Raw genomic sequence first — 22,005 nt, forward strand, 5'->3', positions numbered from 1 at the left:
TCAAGGACTCAGAGCATCAAGGGCTCAGCTGCGCTGGAGCACCGACTCCAACGCCTCGAGCACTGCAGGGTCCTCAATCGTCGAGGGCACGGCCGGGGAGTCGACTCCGTCGGCGATCTCGCGCATCGTCTTGCGCAGGATCTTCCCCGACCGAGTCTTCGGCAGGGCAGAGACGATATCGACCTGCTTGAAGGCGGCGACGGGGCCGATCTCCTTGCGCACCAGCGCCACCAGTTCGGCGATGACCGCATCCGGATCGGTCGCCTCGGCGGAATCACCGAGAACGACCAGTGCGCGCGGATTCTGTCCCTTCGTGTCATCGTGAACGCCGATCACGGCGGTCTCCGTGACCGCAGGATGAGAGGCGATGACGGCCTCGATCATGCCCGTGGACAGGCGGTGGCCGGCGACATTGATGACATCGTCGGTGCGGCCCATGACGAAGACGTATCCCTCTTCGTCGAGGTAGCCCGAGTCGCCGGTGAGGTAGTAGCCGTCGAACGCGGACAGATACGAGGACACGAATCGGGAGTCGTCGCCCCAGACGGTAGCCATCGTTCCCGGCGGCAGGGGCAGCTTCATGACGATGAGGCCCTCCTCGCCGGCCGGCATCGGCTTACCGGTCGGATCGAGGACTTCGACCTGGAAGCCCGGCACCGGCTTCGTCGGGGACCCGGCTTTGAGGGGGAACTGAGTGAGACCGAGCGGATTGGCCGCGATCGGCCAGCCGGTCTCCGTCTGCCACCAGTTGTCGACGACGGGAATGTCCCGACCGGTCGCCTCGGCGAGGATCTTCGTCGTCCACTCATAGGTGTCCGGGTCGAGGCGTTCACCGGCGAGGAATGAGGCCCGCAGGCTGGAGAGGTCGTACTTCTTGATGAGCTCGCCGTTCGGATCTTCCTTGCGGACGACGCGCATGGCCGTCGGCGCCGTGAAGTGAACGTTGACCCCGTGGTCTTCGATGATGCGGAAGAAGGTGCCCGCATCGGGAGTGCCGATCGGTTTGCCCTCGAACAGGACCGAAGTGACTCCGGCCAGCAGCGGCGCGTAGACGATATAGGTGTGGCCGACGACCCAGCCGACGTCGGATGCGGTGAACATCGTGTCGCCGGGATTGAGTCCGAAGATATTGGGCATCGAGAATGCCGATGCCACCGCGTAGCCGCCGGAATCGCGCACGATGCCCTTCGGCTTGCCCGTCGTGCCGGAGGTGTAGAGGACGTAGAGCTCATCGGTGGCCAAGACGGTGACCGGATCAATGCCCTCGGGAGTGTTCGCGAGCAGCTCGGCGTAGTCGAGATCGTTCTCGCCCATCTCGCAGCGGTGCTCCTCGCGTTGGACGATGACAGTGAACTCAGGTTTGTTCTCGGCGATGTCGATCGCCTCGTCAACCATGGGCTTGTACTCGAGGACGCGACTCTTCTCTACCCCGCACGAGGTGGAGATGACAGCCTTCGGTGAGGTGTCGTCGATGCGAACAGCCAGCTCGTTGGGGGCGAATCCGCCGAAGACCACCGAGTGGATCGCGCCGAGGCGGGCGCAGGCGAGCATGGCCACGGCGGCCTCGGGGACCATCGGCATGTAGATGATGACCCGATCGCCCTTGACCACGCCCTTGTCGGACAGCGCCCTGGCGAAACGGGAGACCTCGCCGAGGAGTTCTGAATAGGTGATCGTGCGAATCGTGTCGGTGACCGGCGAGTCATAGATGATGGCCGCCTGATCTCCGCGTCCGGCCGCTACGTGGCGGTCGACGGCGTTGAAGCACACATTGAGCTCGCCGTCGGGGAACCAGCGGTAGATGGGAGCGTTCGCGTCGTCGACTGCGCGAGTCGGTTCGGTGACCCAGTCGATGTGTCGCTTGGCCTGGTCGAGCCAGAACTCTTCAGGATCGGCATCGATGCGAGCGATGACATCGTCGTAGCTGGGGGATTGGTCCTGTGCGATCGTGTTCATGGTTCCATTGTGACTCATGGCACAGATCCGCACAGGGGGCGGGCGGGCCGATTTGGTGGTCCGTGATGGTTGCGCGCGAGCTGTTGAAGGGCTAAGGCGACAGCTGAAGGGCTATACAGCGACAGCGTGTCCTGGCGGGGAGAGCGTCTCCTGAGCGCACATGGTGAGACGGCGTTGTTGAAAATCTCCCCTGTGCCACACTGACGCCATGACGCAATCACATGACAGCACGCAGAAGGTAGCAATCGTCACCGGAGCATCGTCGGGAATCGGCGCTGCCACAGCCGCCGCGCTCGCGCAGGACGGCTGGCAGGTCATCGTCGCCGCTCGTCGCAAAGACAGGATCGAGAAGGTGGCTGCCGACATCGGAGGCACTGCCATCGAACTCGACGTCAGCTCGGATGATTCCGTCGCCGCTCTCGCCGCCCAGGTCGATCGAGTCGATCTGCTGGTCAACAATGCCGGCGGTGCCAAGGGACTTGACCCAGTGGCCGAGGCCGACCTCGAGGACTGGCAGTGGATGTTCGACGTCAACGTCCTCGGCACCGTCAGAGTCACCAAGGCCCTGCTGGACAAGCTCATCGCCTCCGAAGGCCACATCATCAACACGGTCTCCATGGCCGCCTTCACTCCCTACGCCGGCGGTGCAGGGTACAACGTTGCGAAGTTCGGCGAGGGCGCACTGACCCGTGTGCTGCGCTTGGAACACGTCGGCGACCCCATCCGAGTGACCCAGATCGATCCAGGGCGGGTCGAGACCGACTTCTCCCTCAACCGGTTCAACGGCGATGAGGACAAAGCGGCCAAGGTCTACGCGGGCAAGCTCAACCTGTCCGCCGACGATGTCGCCGAGTCGATCCGCTGGGCCGCCTCCCTGCCGAGTCACGTCAACATCGACCACATCCACATCATGCCGCGCGACCAGGCCTGAGTCCGATATTCGGAAGCCGCCGACACATCTGGGGTCGGTGGCCGTTCGGGGTTGCCTGAACGACCGCCGACGGGCTGAACGTGCGCCCAGCCCGCACAGAGTTCGTGCGAACTCGTCCTCATAGTTTCTGCGAACTCATCCTCATCACGACAGGTATTGTGCCGACATCACCTGATTGCGTTCGCAGACAAGGCACAATGGGACCATGAGATATCTTGTTGCTCTGGTCATCGGCATCGGCGTCCTGTTCGGCATCAACGCCTTCGCCGACCTCTTCTCCATGCCGCGTCCGTGGGGTTCGCTGCTGATGGGCGCCACCGTCGGAATCACGATGGTCGTCGTTCTCCTGATCTGGGAGCTCGTCAAGCCCAGCAATAAGGGTGCCGCTCCGGCGAAGCCGGCGGTGAGTGAGGAGGAGCGTGCGAAAGCACGCGCTGAACGTCGCTCCCAATTGGCCGCCGAGGCGGGTGTGAGTCTCGACGACACCGAAGTAGGCGACACCAAGGCTGGAGACAGCGAAGCAGGCGACACCGTCGTGCAGCCGGAGACAGAAGACAAAGGCACCGGGATGAAGACTGACTCCAAGGCCGCCGAGTCGACTGAGTCGAAGACTGAAGGTCAGACAACTGTGCCAGCTGCGAAGCCAGCCGATGACACTCCTGTGCCAGCGGCCCCTCCGATGCGATCGGCGGGTGTGGACGACACGGCAACTGAGGCAGACGAGTCGTCGATCGAGGCAGAGCCGGATGACGGCGACGATTCGCGAGACCGACAGAAGGCGATCGATGTCGCACAGGATGAGCCGGAGACCCTGGCGCCGGATGAGTACGACGAAGGGGCCACAGGATCATCTCTGGAGAGCCCTCCGACCGGAGAGCCGGGAATCTCCGTCGACGCTCTTGAAGACGCCGAGTCGGCAGACACCGATGGGGCTGCCGATGATGATCCCGTCGACGACGAACCCGCGGCCGAAGACCCCGACCCGAAGCGCTGAGCACGAGCTGCGCTGAATGACCCTACTGCGCGTAGTGAGCGGCGAGGAGCTCTAGCCCCTCTTCGATGCTGACCCGCGGCTTCCACCCGAGGACTTCCTGGGTGCGGCGCTGGTCGAACCAGTGCGCCGTTGAGAGCTGCTCGGCCAAGAACCTCGTCAGGGGCGGCTCGTCATCATGCTCGCCCAGATCCCACACCTTCTCCACGACCGAACCGGCCGCCAGCGCGGGACCCACGGGAACACGCAGCTTCGGCACCCCGGCGCCGCCGGCGATGGCGATGCGTGACATGAGCTCCCCGATGGGGCGCGGCTGACCGTTCGTCACCACCAGCGACTCACCGTGTGTGGACGCGACGGCGTCGACGGCGGCAACGATCGCCTCGACCGCATTGTCGACGAACAGGGCATCGACGAGTGGTGCACCCGACCCCAGCACCGGCATCCGGCCGGCCCGCGCGCGATCGATGACGCGCTCCGTCAGCTGAGTGTCGCCTGGCCCCCACATGAGGTGTGGGCGCAGGACGAGGACCTTGAAATCCTCGGAGTCGGCGGCCAAAGCGATGAGCTCACCGGCGGCCTTCGTTCGTGCGTACTCACCGCGCGCCAGTTCGGGGGACGCCGGGCCCGCGCCCTCGCCGATGATCGAGTCCCCGGTGTGCGCTACCGACGGAGAGGAGATGTGGACCAGCCGCTGCACCCCTGCGGCCACAGCAGCATCGACGAGAGTGCGCGTGCCGCCGATGTTCACAGCCTCGAACTCACTGGGGTCGCCCATCATCGACACCTTCGCTGCCAAGTGCACAACAGCCTCGGCGCCGGTGAGAGCTTCGGCGACGCTGCTCGGATCGGTGACCGACCCGATGACATCACGGACGCCAGCCACCGAGGAGGGGCGACGCTGCAGAGTCGTGACCTCGTGGCCGCCTGCCACCAGTGCGCGAGCGACGGACGAACCCAGGAGCCCGGAGGCCCCGGTGACGGTGATCTTCATGAGGACTCCTCAGACGGTTGGGATTCAGACCTTGGTACGCACCGAACCGCCGGATAGGACGTGATCGGCCCAGGTGGCCAACCGGGATCGGTCGATCTTCGAATTGTGGCGGATGTCAGTTGGGAACGTGGGAGCGACGAGCACCGCGGTGAGGTCATGTCCGAGGACCTCGGCAACCAGCTCCCGCAATCTCGACGTCAGGTCCAGCGGTGCCAGGCCAGGGGAGAGATCGGTCCCTTCGGCATCGAGGACAGCAACCAGAGACTGTGTCCCGGTCGGGCCGATGCCCACGATCGAAGAACGGCTGACCTGCTCGTCGGAATCGATGAGCGCTTCGAGACCACCGGGGCCCACCGGCCCGCGAGGTGTGGTGACCACATGCTGCAGACGGCCTTCGAGCCAGACCCGGCCCTCGTCATCGATATGGCCGATGTCGTTCGTCCGGTGCCAGGTCCGATCGTCGAGGTCATCCCGAGCCGAGGCCGCGGTGGTGGCCCAGAGGTTGTCGTAGCCGGACTTGATGTGGGCGGCGCTGACGACGAACTCGCCCAACCGGCCCTGCGCCTCAATGCCTTGTTCCAGTGTGTCTGCGGACGCACCCGAGTCGTCGATCGCAGCCAGTGCCAACTCGACGCCGTCGATGGGTCGGCCCACGCACACGCCGAGGTTGGACGTGGCAGCGGCCGCGGTGACACCGGCACGGTCGATGTCGGTCAGCAGGAGGCCCTCGGTCATCCCATACGGCGAGTGGATGCTCGCGTTCGGGAACACCTCGGCGATGGAATCCATCAGATCCAGCGGTACGGGAGCCCCAGCCGAGAGCACGAGCTCGACGCGTGCGCATGCGGCCTTCTGCTCCTCATCCAGGTCAGAGGCGGTGGCGGCGACATTTTTGTACGCAGCGGGTGAGGCGAAGACCATCGTGGAATGACCGGCGATGATCGCATCGGAGATGGCGCTGGCCGTCAGTGTCTTCGGTTTGGTCACCGACATGTCCGGAGTCACCGAGGTGGCCCCGATGGCCGGTCCCAACAGAGCGAAGGGCGGGAAGCCGGCGACCAGGCCGGTGCCTTCGTGCACGTCGAAGACCCGGGTCAGGACTGCTGCAAGGGCGGAGATGTCGCCATGGGTGTAGCGCACGCCCTTGGCCGGTCCCGTCGACCCGGAGGTGAAGAGGATCGCGGCATCGACGGTGGCTGCCGGGGTGGGCAGCTGCGCGTGGTGTGTGGTGCGCGAAAGCGCGGTCAGGCTGGTCTCCACCTTGAGCAGTTTGGCCTGCACCGGTCCCAGAGGGGACACGGAGATGCGCCGGCCGGGCCAGTTGAAGGCACGGGCGAGGCTGAGTCCAGGCAGTTCCCCGATGATCCACGCCGGATCCGCCGAGGTGGTCGCCCGGGTCATGCCCTTCGGCCCCAGTCCGGCATCGGCGACGACCGCGACGGCACCGATCTTCAGACACGCGTAGAGGGCTGCGGTGAGGTTGTTGCCGGGCGGGACGAGCATGGAGACCCGATCGCCGGGGCGCACGCCGAGTTCGAGCAGGCCGCCTGCGATGCTCGTCGTCACATGCCAGAGGTGGCGCCACGTGATCTGCTGCGCCGGATTCTGTGCGAAGTCCACCGAGGCGATGGATTCGTCGTCGTGGCGTGCGTCGAGGATCGCGGTGACTCCACGCGCAGGAGCTGCCGCAGGCATGTTTTCGGCAGCGGATGCGCCGGAGGCGGCGTCAGCTCCATCATCGCCGACGGGGAACTGTGTCTTCAGCCAGTCGGTGACGACGCCGGCCACGTCGTAGTCCTCGCTGACTAAGTGTGAGCCCAGTTCGAAGCGGTGCACGTCGGCCTGGGGCAGGCGCTGACGCAGGTCACGCAGATAGCGTTCGAGGAAGACCGGGTCCTTCGGTCCCCACACCAGGAGGGCAGGGTGCTCGTAGGCCGCGATATCGGCACCTACGCGCTGCAGCTCCGAGTAGGACGGGTGGTTCTCGTTGACGGGGATGTCGGCGACGAAGCCGCCGATCCCATGGCGCTGTGAGGCGGTCTCATACGGGGAACGGAAGGCGCCCTTGATCTCTGGATCGAGATCGCCGAGGCTCATCGTCACCCGCAGGAACCCGTCGGTGACCACGGTGGCAGTCGGCAGCATGGGCCCGGCCAAGGTTGCCCGCAGAGGTGCCGGGATCGGGGCGTCCTCGGGTTGGTGGACGGCCGTGTTCAGGCTGATCGAGGCGGAGACGAGATCGGTGTTGCGTGCCGCCCATCCCAGGGATAGGACGCCGCCCCAGTCATGACCGATCGTCACGATCGGATGCTCTGCCGACGCGGCTGCGTCGTCGGTGGCAGAACTCCCGGCCTCCTCGGCGAGGAGAGACGTGACGACGGCGTCGAAGTCATCGATGCGCTGGGACATACGGCGCACCTCGGTGCCGTGCGGAGTCGGCAGAGACTCATGCGCCAGCCGCTCAGAGAAGCCCATGTCGAGCTGGTCGGGAGCGATGAGCCGCCACACGCGTCCACCGGACCGGGCAGCGCCCACCGTTGCCTGGGCAAGATGTCGCCACAGGTACGACCAGGTCGGGTTGCCGTGCAGGGCAAGGATCGTGCCGCTGGGTTCGAGCCCGTCGGCGCGCAGTACCTCGAGGGTGTCGAGGACATGGAAGGAATGCGGGCCCTCGGGTGTCTTTGCCTCGACGATTCGGGACCAGGCCGGGTCCCACTCGGGCAGCTTCGGGGGAGCCTGAGCCGGCCGTGCAGGAAATCTCATTGAACCTCTACCACTCGATTTCGGTCATTGCGGCGTTGAGTCCCGACCCGACTCCCATGCACAGGATGCGGTCGCCGGGTTTGAGGTGTGATGCCTCACGGCTGAGCGTGATCGGCAGGGAAGCCGGTCCCACATTGCCGAGTTCGGGATAGGTGACCGGAATCCGATCGGGATCGAGGTTCGCGGCCTTCGTGATCGAGTTGACGTGCACGTCGGAGACCTGGTGCATGACGTAGCGATCCATCTCGCGCCAGTTCCAGCCGTCCTCGTGGGCTTCTTCCCACGCGGCGACGACGAGTTCCATCCCGCCGGCCAGCAGACCCTTGGTGTCGGTGAACATTCCGTTGTGATCGCCCACGCACAGTTCGTGGTGCTGGGTCGCGGCGCGGGTGATGCCGCCCAGGATGCGGTGGCCCTCCGGGTGCTTGTCGGCTGGCCCGAGGACGGCGGCGGAGGCACCGGACCCCAGTGTCAGGGATGCGAACTCGTTGAGGTATTCCTCGCGGCTGATGCCGGGACGGGTCAGTCGGGCCAGTGTGGCCTCTTGGACGCGGGAGGCGTCTTCGCCGGCGACGACGAGGGCGTATTCGATCTGACCGGCGTCGATCATGTTCGCGGCCAGGGTCATTCCGTTGACGAAGCCCAGGCAGGCGTTGGCGATGTCGAAGTTCATCGCCTGGGAGCCCAGGCCGATGCCGGCGTGCACGCCGACGGCCACTGAGGGCTCGAGGTGCTCACGCGTGACCGAGGTGTTGACCATCAGTCCGATCGAGTCGGGGGAGACCCCAGCCTCGGCGAGGGCCTTCTTGCCAGCGGCGATCGCACCGTCGGCGAACTGATTCGGCTGATCCCAGTTGCGTCGCGCGTAGACTCCCGCAACGCGCTGCAGCAGCCCGGTCGGCAGGTTGAGCATGGACAGGGTATCGGCGAGGCGATCGTCGAATTCTTGAGAGGTCACTTCGTTCGGGGCGAGGATCTCAGTCAGGCCGAGAAGCGCCACGTTCGAGTGCCGGAATGTTGCGTTGCCATTCGCCAATTGAGGTTCTCATCCCTTTGCGGGTCGTTCGTCGTCGTCTGCTGAGGGCCGATGCGACGCACTCTTGGAGCGCGCCACGACGGGGAAGTCCGGAGACTATCTTATATCCATCAGGCTGAATTGTTTCTCAGCGAGTGAACCAGGTGAATCCGTCATAGGCCATTCCGGTCGCGCAGAGGACCGCGATCCCGGCCAGAATGATCGACGTCACGGTGTGCGAAACCTTCGAAGACTGGAAGCGAACGGCACGCGAATGGGACATGGGGCGGTCGGTGACGAAGCGTCCGAACTGGACGAAGATGCGCCAGTCCATGACGTCGATGAGTGACTTGGCCGCCAGAGTGAAGACGATGATGCAGCCGACGCCCATGAGGATCAGGAAGATGAAGCCCATGAACCCGAATTCGCGGAAGAACTCGACGACGCGATCGGCGATGGCGGTGGCGAAACCGGTGAATCCTTCGCTGAAGGGCAGTGCGGCGAAGGAATCGGTGATGCGGCCCAGTGTGAATCCGTCGCGTTCGGTCTGCTCGGCACCGATGAACATGGCGACGGAGGCGGCCAGGGCCACGAGGAGGTTGATGATGGTGATCGTCGAATTGTCCGGCCAGAATTCGAGGGACTTCAGCGTGTAGGTCGATGCCAACGCCACGCAGATGATCGCGCCGGCCAGTGCGCCGACCGTAGCGGGGAGGAGGAGATTGTTGAAGAACACGAACGCGATGACGGCGATGAGGGCGGCGCCGAAGATATACGTGAACACCGCCAGCGTGTCACCGTTCGAGGAGGTGGCCGCGCGACGGTTCGTCTCGACCATCTGCCCCGACTGGCCGATGTTGTCTCTGAGTTCAGCCTTCGTGGCCCGTGGATCGGTGTCGGCCCCGGTCGCGGGCAGCACACGAGTCTCGTCCTCGCTCATGCCGTAGACGCGCTCGGGCTGTTGGGGATAGGCGCGAGTCGTCTGATCATAGGCCTGCGTCGGCTGAGTGTAGGCACGCGTCGACTGATCGTAGGAGCCGCCTCGCGGTCGTGCTCCCGGCGCGTAGCCCTGCTGACCGTAGCCGCCGGGGCCGTACCCGGGCTGCTGCGGCGCCTGTCCTCCCTGGGGCCGACGCTGCGGAGCAGGCTGCCATCGCCCGATTCGGGACGCGATCAGGTAGATGATGAGAACGACGAGTGCCGCGAGGACTCCGATTGAGATGCTGGCTCCGAGCTCGCTCATGAGGGACTTCCTGGGGATGGACAACGATGGTCGTGTGCTCAGTCTAAGGAGGATCGGCCAGGTAATCACGTTTGAGCGCCGCAACACACCCGGCGACCGGTCAAGACGCACCCGAGAATGGCATCGGTGCCCCACCGCGCGGGTAGGGTGAGATCACGACCGGATATGACCTCGGCACCGCCGAGGACCGCCCAGCATTCGAAGGAGAATCGCGATGAGCAACGCCCAGGCATTCACGACATCGGCCATGCCCTTGGACCAGCAGGTCGTCCTCGTCACCGGGGCCGGCCGCGGGGTCGGATCATCCATCGCGAAGGCCTTCGCTCATGAGGAATCAGCGCTCGTCATCAACTACCGCTACTCCGCCGAAGCAGCGGAGGAACTCGCCGAGGCGGTCCGTGCTCGCGGTGGGCGTGCAGTGGCCATCGAGGCTGATGTCACCGACTCGCGAGCCGTTGACGCGATGTTCGCTGCCGCGCACACCGAGTTCGGGGCGCCGGTGTCGACCGTGGTCAACAATGCCCTCGTCGATTTCTCCTTCAACGGTGAGGAGCGGCAGCCGGCGGATGAGATCGACTTCTCAGATTTCGCCGACCAGTTCCGAGGTGCCGTCGGTGCCGCCCTCAACACCGTCCAGGCGGCGATGAGCGGATTCCGCGAGATCGGATCGGGGCGGGTCATCAACATCGGATCCAACCTCGTGCAGAACCCCGTTGTGCCCTACCATGACTACACCGCAGCGAAGGCAGCCCTGCTGTCCTTGACGAGGACCTTCGCCAAGGACCTCGGGCCAGCGGGAGTCAGAGTGAATATGGTCTCCGGTGGGCTGCTGCGCACGACCGATGCCTCCTCGGCGACTCCGGAAGAGGTCTTCGACCAGATTGCGGCCCAGACTCCGCTGGGACATGTGACGACTCCGGAGGAATTCGCCTCGGCGGTGGTGTTCTTCGCATCACCGGCCTCACGCGCGGTGACGGGCCAGAACCTCGTCGTCGACAACGGACTGGTGATGGGCTGAGGTCGCGCCACGGTTGAGGAGCGTCGCGGCTGAATCGGGGCTGAGGAGCGTCGCGGCTGTCGCCAGCATCTGCCCCAGCAGCGGGGTGCTCGCTCCAGCCGCATCGAGCGGACCACTTAGCGTCGAGGGGGCAGGGTATAAAGTCGCCCGTTGACGCTAAGGTGTCCGCGCGGTGCTCAGCGTCCCACTGCCAGGTCGCTCAGTGTCCCACGGCCAGGGCGGCCGGTGTCCCACTGTCAGGTCGGCCGGTGTCGGCGACTCAGACCCGGTCGAGGAACGCCAGACTGCGGTCGAGGAGCAGCTGCGCGCTGTCCCCTCGGTAGTCAGCGACCAGCGGATCGCTGAAGAGGTGACTCCCGCCCGGGTAGAGGAAATACTCCGCCTGCGCCCCCGCTCGGGTAGCCGACTCCAGCAGAGTCTGTGGCGCAGCTGCGTCTCTCCACTCGTCATCGACTGAGAAATGGATCTGGACGGGCACATTCTCCTGCCATCGCGTGGGCTTGGGGAAGCCGCCGCCGTGGAAGAGGAGCGCGCCCCGTGCCCGCGCGTCGTTCTTGCCCATCTGCTGGGCGATGCCGGCACCGAGGGAGAGCCCGGCGAAGACGATCTCACCAGTCAGGTCAGCACAGGCCGCGGCAGCCCGATCGACCAGCTGAGAGAACCCGACGTCCTGCGAGTGACCGACCCCGGCCTCGGCGGTGGTGAACGTGCGTCCCTCGTAGACATCGGGGGTGAGCACGGTGTGCCCGGCGGCTCTGTATCGATCGGCGATCGCTTCGACGCCGGGAGTCTTGCCCAGTGCGGAATGGAGCAGAACGAGGGTTGCCATGGCGATCTCCTGTTGTCTCAGTTGAATCCAGCACTGCCGCGGCTCAAGGTATGACTCAGCGGCTGCGGCCGTGCGGGATGGCGAAGGAGTCGACCTGTGCCGTCTCCCAATCGGCAGCCCAGTCATCGGGAGCGCCGCTGAGCAGCTCGCCGGGCTTGAGCCAGTCGTAGAGACGAGCGTAGGACCAGGACTCAGACTCCGAGACATTGCGACGCAGCATCGTCGGTTCCAGCTCATCCGGATGGGCCACGCCCATCGAAGCCATCAGGCGCACGGCCTCGGTGACGGTGCCGTCGTGGTAGTTCTTCACGCGAGTCGACTTGTCGGGAACATCGATGGCGCGAGCTCGGCGAGGATCCTGTGTGGCCACGCCGACGGGGCACTTGCCTGTGTGGCAGACCTGAGCCTGAATGCAGCCGACGGCCATCATCATGGCACGAGCTGCCATCGTGAAGTCGGCACCCTGGATGAGTCGCTTGACGATGTCGGAACCGGCCGCGATCTTCCCTGCCGCACCGATCTTGATGCGATCCCGCAGTCCCGCACCCATGAGCGCGTTGTGCACGATCATCAGGCCCTGTGTCAGGGGCAGGCCGACGTGGTTCTCGAATTCGAGCGGCGCAGCTCCCGTGCCGCCTTCAGAGCCGTCGACGATGATGAAGTCTGGAGTGATGCCAGTCTCGACCATCGCCTTGCAGATGCCGAGGAATTCGGTGCGCGAACCAACACAGAGCTTGAAACCAGCAGGCTTGCCGCCGGAGAGCTTTCGCATCTGCTCGATGAACTGCAGGAGCTCGATCGGCGTCGAGAACACGCTGTGGTTCGGTGGGCTGACACAGGTCTTGCCGACGGGAATGCCGCGGATCTCTGAGATCTCCTCGGTGACCTTCGGGCCGGGCAGGACGCCGCCGAGGCCGGGTTTGGCACCCTGGGAAAGCTTGAGAGAGACCATCTTGACCTGTGGGTCCTGTGCTTTCTGGGCGAAGACGTCCGGAGCGAATTCGCCCTCGGGGGTTCGGCAGCCGAAGTAGCCGGTGCCGATCTCCCAGATCAGGTCGCCGCCGAACTCCTGGTGATAGGGCGTGATCGAGCCTTCTCCGGTGTCCTGGGCGAACCCACCCAGGGCGGCGCCTTTGTTGAGCGAGCGCACCGCATTGTCACTCAGCGATCCGAAGCTCATGGCCGAGACGTTGAGGAGCGAGATGTCATAGGGCTGTGTGCATTCCGCCCCGCCGACACGGATCCGCGGGGGAGTGGGGGAGCTCGTGATCGGAACCGTGGAGTGCATGAGGGCCTCGTAGCCCGTGCGATTGACATCGCGTTCAGTCCCGAAGGCGCTTTCGGAGTGCTTGCCTTTGGCGCGTTCGTAGATTATTGCGCGAGTGTTGCGATTGTACGGACGGCCATCCCAGTTCCGCTCGATGAAGTACTGCTGGATCTCTGGGCGAATCGACTCGAGCAGATACCGTGCGTGACCGGCGACCGGATAGTTGCGCAGGATCGAATGCTTCTTCTGGGTCACATCCCAGGCGGCGAGGGCGCCGAGGCCGAGCGCTGAGACGGCGGCAGCGGCCTGAGCCACGCGCTTTCCTGTTGAGTCTCCTCCGAGCTGGCTGACCATGGGGTACCGACCTTTCCTTGAACTTCTTCGGTCTGTGCTTGATGCGAGCCTAAACCGAGAACACGGGGATTTCAGGAAAGGGTGGGCTAAATTTCCGCCCGTCTGGCTCAGAACACTCGTATGAGCAGCGCCTGGACCAGTTCGTCGAGCTGGAGGGAGTAGCCGATGATGAGGAGGAACCCCGTGGCGATCCACGCGACTTCCTTCCAGGAGTCGTAACCGCTGAGGGGACGGTTGTCGTAGCGAAGTCCGCCGGCCATGACGATGACGAGGTCGATGACCCACCACAGGCCCAGTCCGCCGAGGCTGACCAGCTTGAGCCCGCCGGTGAGGAAACGTCCCGTGTAGAGGCGGTCGGCACCGAGGAAGCCCAGCAGGAGCGATAGGAGCCAGGTGACGAAGAAGGAGCGGTTGGGATGGTTGTGCTCGGCCTCATTGTCGGAGTTCGGTCGTTTCACGGAACCCGGACGTTCAAGGGAGTCAAGGGAATTGAGGGAATCGAAGGGGTCGATGGAGGGCAGTTCGGGGACCAGAGGCGACACGGACACGGTGTTCTCCTTCTCTTGCGTCGCCGCTCTCCGGGGAGCGATCGACGTGATGTGATCGACGTGCCGCGGAGAACCGGGGGATGGGCGTCAGGTGGGGGATCTGAGTACAGCCTAGGAAGCACGTGAGTGTTCGCGCATTGGGGTTTTCCCCAGTATCGGCATAGCGTTGGGACTATGAGTACTGGTGAGCCGAGCGCGACGAGTACTCGGCGAACCATCGTGGCGGTGTTCTTGGCCGGAGTCTCGGTCTTCCTCGTGCTCTATGAGACGCAGGGACTGCTCCCCGCCATCCGCGGCGCCTACGACATCGACGCTCCCACAGCGAGCCTGACGGTCTCCGCCACCAACGTTGCCATGGCCGTCTTCCTCATCCCGTTCTCCATGCTCGCCCCGCGCATCGGGCATGCCAGGCAGATCGCCGGCGGCGTGGTCCTGGCCGCGCTCCTCGCGCTCATCCTGCCGTTCATGCCGAGCCCCGAACTGCTCATCGCGGTCCGCTTCCTCCAAGGCGTGGCGATCGCCTCGGTGCCTGCCACCGCAATGGCCTATCTTTCGCTGCGGCTGCCGGCGAAGGCGCTGCCCGGCGCTATCGGTGTCTACATCGCCGGCAATACGATCGGCGGACTCTCCTCCCGGCTCCTGACCGGTCTTGCCGCGGAGGGCCTCGGCTGGCACGGCGGCCTGGCGTTCACCGCGGCAGTCTCTCTGGTCTTCGGGCTCATCGTGGTCTGGCTGCTCCGCCACGATCTCTTCACCACCTCACGAGTGATCGCCGCCCGCGAATCGTCGATGACTGCGCCGGAACCGGCGGCGACAGAGCAGGAGTCGACGTCCGATGCAGAATCCTCGGCAGCAGCGGACACCGCGCAGCCAGCTCGGCGGGCGATCATTCCGCTGAGATCGGGGCTGTGGCGGATCTACCTCACCGGCTTCCTGTGCATGATCGTCTTCGGCGGCTCCTTCACGATGCTCGGCACTCGGCTGCAGCATGATCCCTGGCGGCTGAGCGAAGGCGCAGTCGCACTGTTCTTCCTCATCTACCTCGTCGGCACCGTCGTCACCACGTACTACGGTCGGTTGGCCACGAGGCTCTCGCGCACCTCGTTGACACTGATCGGGATGGTCACAGCACTTGTCGGCGCCGGACTCACTCTCGTCGATGATCTGCCGGTGATCATCATCGGCATGTCTCTGCTCACCGGCGGCTTCTTCCTCGGCCACACGGGCGCATCCGCGTCAGCCAGCGCCTCACGGCCCGGTGTCGACTCCACCCGATCGGCGGCCATCTATCTCACCGTCTACTATCTGGGCACCAGCCTGGGCGCCTGGCTGTCGGCGGTTCTGTTCACCGTTTTCGCGTGGCCGGGCGTGGTCGTGATGTGCATGACCTCATTGTTCGCCGTTCTGATCTTGACGTTGACCGGGGCTTCGATAGGGTTCAAAAAACGCAGCTGATCATTCGTTCAGCTTAAGAACCGGAGGACTTCATGCCCCACGCAGCACATTCGAACGTCACCTATACGATCGACCGGGGCGTCGCCCATGTGGAGATCGACCGCGCCGAGAAGCTCAACTCACTGACCAGAGAGGTGTTCGAAGACCTCGTCGAGGTCGGCCTCGCGCTCAGGGAATCGACTGAGGTCAGGGCCGTCGTGCTCTCCGGCCGCGGGCGGGCGTTCAGTGCTGGCCTGGACTTCACCGAGATGTCCAGGCTCGCGGAGGAAGGCACCGCGACGACCTCCGCCGAGGCGGGTGCGGGGTCCGAGTCACCGACCGAAGGCGCCGTCGACGTGGGTGAGCGGCTCGGGTCCGCTCGGGCACTGGCGCAGAAAGCCGTACACGTGTGGTCCCTGATCGAAGTTCCGGTCATCGCCGGACTCAGGGGTCCGGCGCTCGGCGGTGGGATGCAGATCGCGCTGGGCACGGACATCCGCATCGCCGGACCCGACGTCCAGCTTTCGCTGATGGAGATCAAATGGGGGATAATCCCGGACATGTGCGGGACTCAGCTGCTGCCGCGCCTGGTCGGGCCCGGAACGGCGAAGAAGCTCATCGCCACAGGCGAGGCCATCGGCGCCGAGGAGGCGCTGCGGATCGGTCTCGTCGAAGAGCTGGCCGAGGACCCGGTCGAGCGAGCTCTCGAACTTGCCGCCGACATCGCGGGGAAATCACGCTCGGCACTCGTGTGGGCGAAGAAGCTCGTGGACCTCTCCTATGAGGCTGACCTGGCCACGGGCCTCGATGCAGAGCAGGAGGCGCTGGCCTCACTCATCGGCACCGACGAGCAGCGCGAGGTCGTCACAGAACGGCTGGCGCGCATGGCCAAGCGGTCGAAGGGCTGAGGCGCAGCGACGCAGTTGTGATGTGCCGGCCGCTCAGCTGACGGTCCGCCGCGGCTCAGCCGTGACGACCCGCCGCGGCTCAGCCGTGACGGCCCGGCGAGGCTCAGCCGTGCTTGCCGGGGAACTCCGGGCGGACCGGGTCGATGCTCCGGGCGGATCCGACCACCTCGGCGGCGGTGTCGAACGTGTCGAGCTCGCGCATGAGCACGAGCGTCGGGCGCATCAGCTTAAGACGCTCCTCGGCTTCGTCGGTCAGGATCTGGGCCACCGACATCCATTCACTCGAATGCGCCTCGGTGGTCTGATGATGGGCCGACTCAAGGTCGCCGGCCGAGAGCGCGTAGAAGTAGGTGTCGAATCGCTTCGGGCGCCCTGCCGGGGTCACCCAATTCGCCCACGGCTTCAGCCCTGCCGGGTCGAGCACGGCTCCTGTCTCCTCTTCGACCTCACGCACAGCGGTGGCGAGCAGGATGCGCCAACCATCGGCCACCTCGGCGATGGTGGAGTCCTTCCACGCTGCCTGATGACTCTGCGGATCGGGGACCGCGATGGAGGCCGCAGTCTGCTCATCGATGGGATCGACGCGGCCGCCGGGGAAGACGACGACGCCGGCGGCGAAGTCCATCGTCGACACCCGATGCTGGACGAAGACCTCGAGCCCCGTGGCACCGTCGCGGATCATGAGCACGCTGACGGCGGGCTTGATCGGCACGGCCGAGGGGTCGGGCACATCGGGCCCGCGGCTGGAGGAATCGGCGAGGTCCGAACGGTCGGACCCCTCGGGGGAGATTTCTCGAATCACTGTCAGCACCTTCGCCTCTGTGTCTGCTCGTCACCTTCCATTATGACTGTGACTGTTGTCCTCGGCGGAGGCGGGGTGGGCCGCTGGGGCGAACTCATTGGAAATCATGCGGCAGGATACGATGGTGCCAGACGAGACCGACGGCGAGTTTCTCAAGGCAGCTTGAGCTCTGGTGCCTGGGAGTCTGAGCGCGGCACCCGGCGTTGACGGCCCGCAGACCGGAAGAGTAAGGACATGACCAGATTGGAGAACTATCTTTTCTTCTCAATCGATCAGGCGTGGCCGAACTGGCTGATTGTCACACTTCTGGCGATCGACATGATCATCCGCATCGTTGCGCTGGGCTGGATTCCGCACAACCGCAGACCATCTGTCGCGCTCGGCTGGCTGCTCGCAATCTTCCTCATCCCCTACGTCGGAATTCTCGCGTTCCTGCTGCTGGGCTCAGCGAAGCTGCCGAAGAGGCGGCGGGACAAACAGGTGCTCGTCAACGACATCTTCCGGGACCAGACCGACGATCGGGCGATCATCGGCGACTCCGCCCACATGCCCGAACCGCTGAGCACCGCAGCGCAGCTCAACTTCGAACTGGGCGCGCTGCCGATGACGCACGGCAACGCCTTCGATCTGCAGATCGACAACCACGCCTGCATGGAGGCGATGGCCGACGAGATCGATGCGGCCACTCGGTTCGTCCACTTCGAGTTCTACATCGTCGCCATCGATGACACGACGAGGCGGCTCTTCGAATCGCTGCTGGCCGCGCACGAGCGCGGGGTTCGGGTGAGAATCCTCATCGACCATCTGGGTTCACTGGGATATCCCGGCTACTCGGACCTGGTCAAGCGGCTCAACTCATCGGGAGTGGCGTGGCGCCGAGCCCTGCCGATCCGTCCCTGGAAGGGCGAATACCAGCGACCCGACCTGCGCAACCACCGGAAGATCCTCGTCGTCGACGGCGAGGTCGCCTTCACCGGGTCGCAGAACATCATCGACCGGTCCTACAACAAGCGACGCAACCTGCGGAAGGGCTTCCAATGGATGGACCTGTCGCTGAAGTGCAGCGGCCCAGTCGTCGATGAACTCGATGCGGTCTTCATCACGGACTGGTATTCGGAGACGGGGGAACTCTTCGACGAAGCCTCGCAAGGGGAACTCCGGGCACCGCAGAACGGCGGCATCCAGGCGCAGGTGGTGCCGTCTGGACCAGGGTTCGAAGACGAGAACAATCTGCGTCTGTTCAATCACCTCATCTACAACGCGAACCGCAGCGTCGTCGTCTGCTCACCGTACTTCGTGCCCGACGAGTCGCTCATGCACGCGCTCACGACAGAGGCCCGGTCCGGAGTCGACGTGCGCCTGTATGTGGGGGAGACGAGCGACCATTGGGTGACGCAACGGGCCCAGCAGTCCTATTACGCCGATCTGGTGCGAGCCGGAGTCCGGATCTTCCTGTACCACGCCCCGACCGTGCTGCATTCGAAGTTTCTCTTGATCGACGATGAAGTCTCGATCATCGGATCCTCAAACATGGATGAGCGATCGTTCGCGATGAACATGGAGGTCACCATGTTCATCGTCGACAAGGAGTTCACCCAGCGGATGTACGACCTCGAAGCGCAGCGGTACGCGCCGAACTCCGTCGAGCTCGACGCCGAACGTTGGAACGATCGGCCGCTGCTGCACAAGTATGTGGAGAACGTCGCCAGACTCACGAGCTCGCTGCTCTGAACTGCCACGAGCTCGCTGCTCTGAACTGCGCCGGATATGACAACGCTCCCGCACACTGATCAGTGTGCGGGAGCGTTGTCTTTGACGAGCCTCAGGTGTCTTCGGAGAGTCCGGATGGGCCTTCGTCATCGAGATCGCGCATGGGGTCTGCCATGACATCGTCCTTGACCTCGGGGGTGTCCGTGGAGGTGGCACCTGGGGTCCCAGCGGCGGAGTTGACCTTGTCGGCTGCTGTCTGCACGGCATCGGCGACGGCCGGTGACTTCTCGCGGATCGACTGGTTGGCCTTCTCGACGGTGTCCTGCACTCGCGGGTCGGCCCAGAGATCCTGTGCCTGGGCCTTGAGCTTTTCGTAGCTCTGACGTCCGGTGCGTGATCCGAGCACGTAACCGACTCCCAGACCTGCCAGGAGAATCAATCGCTTCTTCATTTTCCTGCTCTCCTTCTCAGCTTGCCGTGACTGCATGCAACACGTGTGAGTGCGCAGACCGACGATGATCGACGATCGTGCGCATCGGCACTGTGCCCTGGTTCACCACCTTATACTGCCGATGGTTCCACAGTGAAAGGATATCGTCCCAGATTTGTGGAGAAGATACAGTTATTCGGCGTTCAGTCCACCGTGGGCTGCTGCTGGGTGATGCAGTGGATCCCACCGCCGCGGGCGTAGAGTTCGCGTGCATCGACGCCGACGACCTTGCGCCCTGGGTACACCTTCTCGAGCACGGCGACCGCTTCGGCGTCCATCGGATCGTCGAAGGTGCAGGCGATGACCCCGTCATTGGTGACGAGGTGGTTGACGTAGGAGTAGTCGACCCAGTCGTCATCATCGCGCAGCACCTCGGGGGCCGGAATCGGCACGACGTCGAAGGGCTGGCCTTCGGCAGTGGTCTCGGCGGTGAATCGGGTCTTGAGCTGCTGAGAGAATTCGAAGTCCGGGTGTTCGGGATTGCGCTGATCGTGGATGAGGATGACGCCCGGGCTGGGCATGGCCGCGACGATGTCGACATGGCCGCGCGTGCCGAAGGTCTGGTTGTCGCGGTAGAGGCCGTGGTCGAGCCAGATGACCTTCTTCGCCCCGATGGTACGGGCGAATTCGGCCTCCACCTCGGCCTCGGTCAGGTCGGGATTGCGACCAGGATCCAGCTGTACGCTGCGCGTAGCCAACACGGTGCCCTGTCCGTCGACGTGGAAGCCGCCGCCCTCATTGCGCAGCTGGGAATCCACGATCGGGACGCCTGCCTGGTTCGCGACGAAGCGGCCGATGTGCTCATCGTGATCCCACTTCGCCCACTCCTGGGCACCCCAGCCGTTGAACACCCAGTCCACCGCGTGCAGTGCACCGTTGTCGTCGACGACGAAGCTCGGTCCGATATCGCGCATCCACGCATCGTCGAGTTCGGCATTGACCACAGTGATCGGATGACTGATCCCCTCGCCGAGGTGGTGCCGTGCATTATCTGTCTGCGAGGTCGAGACCACGACGGTCACCGGAGTGAACTCGCTGGTGGCACGCGCCACCGCGGCCCAGGTGCGGCGGGCGGCTTCGGCCTCGTCCTCGGTGTCGCCCAAGGCATAGCCGGAGGATGGGAACGCCATCCAGATGCGGTCATGGGCAGCGGTTTCCGCGGGAATGTGAAACGTCATCGTTCATCCCTTCGAGTCAGGCTGACTGGTGAGCCTCGTGGTCGGTTGAGCTTCGCACCGCAGTGAACTCTCCCCGGTGCCGCAGGCAGCAGTTGGCTTGTCCCGAGTGTAGCGAGGTTCGGCTCGTGGGGGTCAACGGATTCCGTACCTCCCGGGGCCGGTCTGCGGCGGGAGAAGTCCGTATAGTCTGGCCTGGAGGACAGGACGCCTGGATATCAGGGGTCGAACGCGCCATGGGAGGCAGCACGTGGAACAGCAGTATCTGCAGGAACTGTTCGGTCGGTCCGGGACCGGCCCGTTGGCGGGAGTGGTCGTCGCCGATTTCTCGCGTGTGCTGGCGGGGCCCTACGCGACGATGATGCTTGCCGACCTCGGTGCCACAGTGATCAAGGTCGAGGGCAGGACCGGTGACGATACACGGCACTGGGCGCCACCTCGGCGAGGTGATGATGCGACGTATTTCCTCACGGCGAATCGGAACAAGCATTCCGTGGTCCTTGACTTCAAGGACGATGAGGAGCTGGGTCTGGCGCAGGAGCTGGCCAGGCGGGCCGACATTCTGGTTGAGAACTTCAAGGCCGGCGGGCTGGCGAAGTACGGGCTCGACTACGACACCGTCAAGGTCGAGAATCCGGGCATCATCTACGCCTCGGTGACCGGGTTCGGCCGAGATAACCCGCAGCCCGGCTACGATCTGCTCATCCAGGGACTGTCGGGTTTCATGAGCGTGACCGGTTCGCAGGAGTCGGGCCCGGTCAAGGCAGGGGTCGCCGTCGTCGACGTGTTCACCGGCTTGCACACGACCGTCGGCATCCTCGCCGCGCTCGCCCACCGCAAGGACACCGGTGAGGGGCAGCTGGTGGAGACGAATCTCCTGTCCTCGGCACTGTCGGGGCTGGCGAACCAGACCTCGGCGTACGTGGCCGGCGGTGTCGTCCCGCAGGCCATGGGCAACGCCCACCCGAGCCTGTACCCCTACCAGCCGATGCCCACCGCCGAGGGGCAGATCATCATCGCAGTCGGCAACGACAACCAGTTCCGTTTGCTTGCTGCGGTGCTGGGCCATCCCGAGTGGGCCGAGGATGAACGCTTCGCGAACTTCTCCGACCGCAACGAGAACCGGGCCGAACTCGAGCCCGAACTCATCGCTGCGCTGAGTGAGAAGACGAATCAGGAATGGTTCGACATCCTGTCGGACGCCGGTCTGCCGTGCGCTCCGATCAACACGATCGCCCAGGGTGTCGACCTGGCGAGTTCGCTGGGTCTCGAGCCCGTCGCCGAGGCGGGGGCCGGGGGCCGTGTGATCCCGACGGTGGCCAATCCGATCCGTCTGTCCCAGACCCCGCCCAGCTACGATCTCGCGCCCCCGCAGCTGGGGGAGAACACGGAGGCAGTCAAGGACTGGCTGCGCGGCCCGCGCTGAGAGCAGTCATTTCGCCGTCATTGTTCAGGCCATGCCCGGAGCATTGTCCGGGTCACACCCGGAGTTATGCCCAGCATTGCCCGTGTGTCGGCTCCGGCTGATGGCAGTCATGCGTTCTCACAGCTGTTCTGGCAGGTCGGGTTCGTGAAAC

General features: G+C 64.7%; 18 protein-coding genes. 7 read left to right on the forward strand and 11 right to left on the reverse strand.

Annotated elements, in window-relative coordinates:
• Positions 1-24: 24 nt before the first annotated feature.
• Positions 25-1,956: an acetate--CoA ligase gene (locus tag HU144_RS05100; protein WP_235350404.1), complete on the reverse strand. Its 1,932-nt coding sequence runs from the start codon at positions 1,954-1,956 to the stop codon at positions 25-27.
• Positions 1,957-2,164: 208 nt separating this feature from the next.
• Between HU144_RS05100 and HU144_RS05105 the strand changes: the two genes are divergently transcribed.
• Both HU144_RS05105 and HU144_RS05110 read left to right on the forward strand, forming a co-directional pair.
• The gene (locus HU144_RS05105; protein WP_235350405.1) at positions 2,165-2,887 is read left to right on the forward strand and encodes an SDR family oxidoreductase; all 723 of its coding nucleotides are present in this window, start codon (positions 2,165-2,167) and stop codon (positions 2,885-2,887) included.
• Between the two features lie 205 nt (positions 2,888-3,092).
• Positions 3,093-3,881, forward strand: a complete 789-nt coding sequence (locus HU144_RS05110; RefSeq protein WP_235350406.1) for a hypothetical protein — start codon at positions 3,093-3,095, stop codon at positions 3,879-3,881.
• Positions 3,882-3,903: 22 nt separating this feature from the next.
• Here the strand turns inward: HU144_RS05110 and HU144_RS05115 are convergent, their stop codons facing one another.
• The 4 genes from HU144_RS05115 to HU144_RS05130 all read right to left on the reverse strand — a co-directional run bounded on the left by HU144_RS05115 (position 3,904) and on the right by HU144_RS05130 (position 9,893).
• Positions 3,904-4,872: an NAD-dependent epimerase/dehydratase family protein gene (locus HU144_RS05115; protein ID WP_235350407.1), complete on the reverse strand. Its 969-nt coding sequence runs from the start codon at positions 4,870-4,872 to the stop codon at positions 3,904-3,906.
• 24 nt (positions 4,873-4,896) lie between these two features.
• Positions 4,897-7,635: an alpha/beta fold hydrolase gene (locus HU144_RS05120; protein WP_235350408.1), complete on the reverse strand. Its 2,739-nt coding sequence runs from the start codon at positions 7,633-7,635 to the stop codon at positions 4,897-4,899.
• A 7-nt stretch (positions 7,636-7,642) separates the two neighbouring features.
• Positions 7,643-8,671 (reverse strand): 3-oxoacyl-ACP synthase III, encoded by a 1,029-nt coding sequence (locus tag HU144_RS05125; RefSeq protein ID WP_235350409.1) that lies wholly within the window; start codon positions 8,669-8,671, stop codon positions 7,643-7,645.
• Between the two features lie 127 nt (positions 8,672-8,798).
• The gene (locus HU144_RS05130) at positions 8,799-9,893 is read right to left on the reverse strand and encodes a hypothetical protein (protein ID WP_096178010.1); all 1,095 of its coding nucleotides are present in this window, start codon (positions 9,891-9,893) and stop codon (positions 8,799-8,801) included.
• 214 nt (positions 9,894-10,107) lie between these two features.
• Between HU144_RS05130 and HU144_RS05135 the strand changes: the two genes are divergently transcribed.
• Complete coding sequence (locus HU144_RS05135) at positions 10,108-10,911, forward strand: 3-oxoacyl-ACP reductase (RefSeq protein WP_235350410.1); 804 nt, start codon at positions 10,108-10,110, stop codon at positions 10,909-10,911.
• A gap of 259 nt (positions 10,912-11,170) precedes the next feature.
• Here the strand turns inward: HU144_RS05135 and HU144_RS05140 are convergent, their stop codons facing one another.
• The 3 genes from HU144_RS05140 to HU144_RS05150 all read right to left on the reverse strand — a co-directional run bounded on the left by HU144_RS05140 (position 11,171) and on the right by HU144_RS05150 (position 13,909).
• Positions 11,171-11,740, reverse strand: a complete 570-nt coding sequence (locus HU144_RS05140) for a dienelactone hydrolase family protein (RefSeq protein WP_235350411.1) — start codon at positions 11,738-11,740, stop codon at positions 11,171-11,173.
• A 55-nt stretch (positions 11,741-11,795) separates the two neighbouring features.
• Positions 11,796-13,361 carry an FMN-binding glutamate synthase family protein gene (locus HU144_RS05145; protein WP_101638891.1) on the reverse strand — a complete coding sequence of 522 codons (1,566 nt, stop codon included), beginning with the start codon at positions 13,359-13,361 and terminating at the stop codon, positions 11,796-11,798.
• Between the two features lie 107 nt (positions 13,362-13,468).
• Complete coding sequence (locus tag HU144_RS05150) at positions 13,469-13,909, reverse strand: TM2 domain-containing protein (protein ID WP_235350412.1); 441 nt, start codon at positions 13,907-13,909, stop codon at positions 13,469-13,471.
• A 174-nt stretch (positions 13,910-14,083) separates the two neighbouring features.
• Between HU144_RS05150 and HU144_RS05155 the strand changes: the two genes are divergently transcribed.
• The gene (locus tag HU144_RS05155) at positions 14,084-15,364 is read left to right on the forward strand and encodes an MFS transporter (RefSeq protein ID WP_235350413.1); all 1,281 of its coding nucleotides are present in this window, start codon (positions 14,084-14,086) and stop codon (positions 15,362-15,364) included.
• 32 nt (positions 15,365-15,396) lie between these two features.
• The gene (locus HU144_RS05160; RefSeq protein ID WP_235350414.1) at positions 15,397-16,251 is read left to right on the forward strand and encodes an enoyl-CoA hydratase-related protein; all 855 of its coding nucleotides are present in this window, start codon (positions 15,397-15,399) and stop codon (positions 16,249-16,251) included.
• A 103-nt stretch (positions 16,252-16,354) separates the two neighbouring features.
• Here the strand turns inward: HU144_RS05160 and HU144_RS05165 are convergent, their stop codons facing one another.
• The gene (locus HU144_RS05165) at positions 16,355-17,053 is read right to left on the reverse strand and encodes an NUDIX hydrolase (protein ID WP_235350415.1); all 699 of its coding nucleotides are present in this window, start codon (positions 17,051-17,053) and stop codon (positions 16,355-16,357) included.
• Positions 17,054-17,287: 234 nt separating this feature from the next.
• Here HU144_RS05165 and cls point away from each other — a divergent pair, with 234 nt between their 5' ends.
• Entirely contained in the window at positions 17,288-18,784 is a 1,497-nt protein-coding gene (cls, locus tag HU144_RS05170; protein ID WP_235350416.1) for a cardiolipin synthase, read from the forward strand.
• Between the two features lie 91 nt (positions 18,785-18,875).
• On the opposite strand, the gene HU144_RS05175 is transcribed toward cls, so the two are convergent.
• Positions 18,876-19,214 (reverse strand): YtxH domain-containing protein, encoded by a 339-nt coding sequence (locus HU144_RS05175; RefSeq protein WP_235350417.1) that lies wholly within the window; start codon positions 19,212-19,214, stop codon positions 18,876-18,878.
• 182 nt (positions 19,215-19,396) lie between these two features.
• Positions 19,397-20,431, reverse strand: a complete 1,035-nt coding sequence (locus tag HU144_RS05180; protein WP_235350418.1) for an agmatine deiminase family protein — start codon at positions 20,429-20,431, stop codon at positions 19,397-19,399.
• 247 nt (positions 20,432-20,678) lie between these two features.
• On the opposite strand from HU144_RS05180, the gene HU144_RS05185 reads away from it, so the two are divergent.
• Positions 20,679-21,854: a CaiB/BaiF CoA transferase family protein gene (locus HU144_RS05185; RefSeq protein WP_235350419.1), complete on the forward strand. Its 1,176-nt coding sequence runs from the start codon at positions 20,679-20,681 to the stop codon at positions 21,852-21,854.
• Positions 21,855-22,005 lie beyond the last annotated feature (151 nt).

Source organism: Brevibacterium sp. UCMA 11752 (assembly GCF_021532235.1).
Classification (GTDB): Bacteria; Actinomycetota; Actinomycetes; order Actinomycetales; family Brevibacteriaceae; genus Brevibacterium; species Brevibacterium antiquum.

Bases quoted from the DNA above. Each gene is read 5' to 3' on its own strand.
- HU144_RS05105 (WP_235350405.1), top strand. From the start codon at position 2,165: ATGACGCAATCACATGACAGCACGCAGAAGGTAGCAATCGTCACCGGA.
- HU144_RS05110 (WP_235350406.1), top strand. From the start codon at position 3,093: ATGAGATATCTTGTTGCTCTGGTCATCGGCATCGGCGTCCTGTTCGGC.
- HU144_RS05100 (WP_235350404.1), bottom strand. From the start codon at position 1,956: ATGAACACGATCGCACAGGACCAATCCCCCAGCTACGACGATGTCATC.
- HU144_RS05140 (WP_235350411.1), bottom strand. From the start codon at position 11,740: ATGGCAACCCTCGTTCTGCTCCATTCCGCACTGGGCAAGACTCCCGGC.
- HU144_RS05130 (WP_096178010.1), bottom strand. From the start codon at position 9,893: ATGAGCGAGCTCGGAGCCAGCATCTCAATCGGAGTCCTCGCGGCACTC.
- cls (WP_235350416.1), top strand. From the start codon at position 17,288: ATGACCAGATTGGAGAACTATCTTTTCTTCTCAATCGATCAGGCGTGG.
- HU144_RS05115 (WP_235350407.1), bottom strand. From the start codon at position 4,872: ATGAAGATCACCGTCACCGGGGCCTCCGGGCTCCTGGGTTCGTCCGTC.
- HU144_RS05135 (WP_235350410.1), top strand. From the start codon at position 10,108: ATGAGCAACGCCCAGGCATTCACGACATCGGCCATGCCCTTGGACCAG.
- HU144_RS05160 (WP_235350414.1), top strand. From the start codon at position 15,397: ATGCCCCACGCAGCACATTCGAACGTCACCTATACGATCGACCGGGGC.
- HU144_RS05120 (WP_235350408.1), bottom strand. From the start codon at position 7,635: ATGAGATTTCCTGCACGGCCGGCTCAGGCTCCCCCGAAGCTGCCCGAG.
- HU144_RS05145 (WP_101638891.1), bottom strand. From the start codon at position 13,361: ATGGTCAGCCAGCTCGGAGGAGACTCAACAGGAAAGCGCGTGGCTCAG.
- HU144_RS05155 (WP_235350413.1), top strand. From the start codon at position 14,084: ATGAGTACTGGTGAGCCGAGCGCGACGAGTACTCGGCGAACCATCGTG.
- HU144_RS05180 (WP_235350418.1), bottom strand. From the start codon at position 20,431: ATGACGTTTCACATTCCCGCGGAAACCGCTGCCCATGACCGCATCTGG.
- HU144_RS05175 (WP_235350417.1), bottom strand. From the start codon at position 19,214: ATGAAGAAGCGATTGATTCTCCTGGCAGGTCTGGGAGTCGGTTACGTG.